This is a genomic window from Streptomyces spinoverrucosus, from assembly GCF_006539505.1.
GTDB classification, from domain to species: domain Bacteria; phylum Actinomycetota; class Actinomycetes; order Streptomycetales; family Streptomycetaceae; genus Streptomyces; species Streptomyces spinoverrucosus.
The window spans coordinates 1-821 of the sequence record NZ_BJND01000205.1; the positions used below are offsets into that span (position 1 = coordinate 1).

Here is an 821-nt window from a genome sequence, read left to right on the forward strand (position 1 = left end):
GCCGTGTCCGGGCCCGGTTCCCAGCCCTCGGCCAGGACGACGTACGCCTTCGGCACCGCGAGGCGCAGCGCGTCCGGTGCCGGTACCACGGCCGCCTCCGCCACCGCCTCGTGTCCCAGCAGGGCGCTCTCCAGCTCGAACGGGGAGATCTTGTAGTCGGAGGCCTTGAAGACGTCGTCGGCGCGGCCGACGTAGGTGAGGTAGCCGTCCGCGTCGCGCGATCCGATGTCGCCGGTGCGGTAGTAGCCGCCCGCCATCGCCTCCGCCGTGCGGTCGAGGTCCCCGTGATACCCGGCCATCACGCCGACCGGCGACTGCGACAGGTCCACCGCGATCTCGCCCTCGTCCGCACCCGGCGCGCCCGTCTCGGCGTCCAGCAGCACCACCCGGAACCCGGGGCTGGGACGGCCCATGGAGCCCGTCTTCAGCGGCTGGCCGGGGCTGTTGGAGACCTGCACCGCGGTCTCCGTCTGCCCGAAGCCGTCCCGGATGGTCACGCCCCACGCCCGCCGGACCTGCTCGATGACCTCGGGGTTGAGCGGCTCCCCGGCGGCCACCGCCTCCCGGGGCGGGGTGCGCAGCTGGGTCAGGTCCGCCTGGATGAGCATCCGCCACACCGTGGGCGGGGCGCAGAACGTGGTCACCCCGGCGCGGTCCATCTCGGTCATCAGCCGGGTCGCGTCGAAGCGGGCGTAGTTGTGGATGAAGACGGTGGCCCCGGCGTTCCACGGGGCGAAGAGGTTGGACCAGGCGTGCTTGGCCCAGCCGGGCGAGGAGATGTTCAGGTGCACGTCACCGGGCTTGAGCCCGATCCAGTACAT

The 821-nt window shown here is 72.5% G+C and carries 1 protein-coding gene; it reads right to left on the reverse strand.

Annotated elements, in window-relative coordinates:
- Window positions 1-821: AMP-binding protein (locus SSP24_RS42545; protein WP_141316638.1), on the reverse strand; the 821-nt coding region annotated here is incomplete at both ends.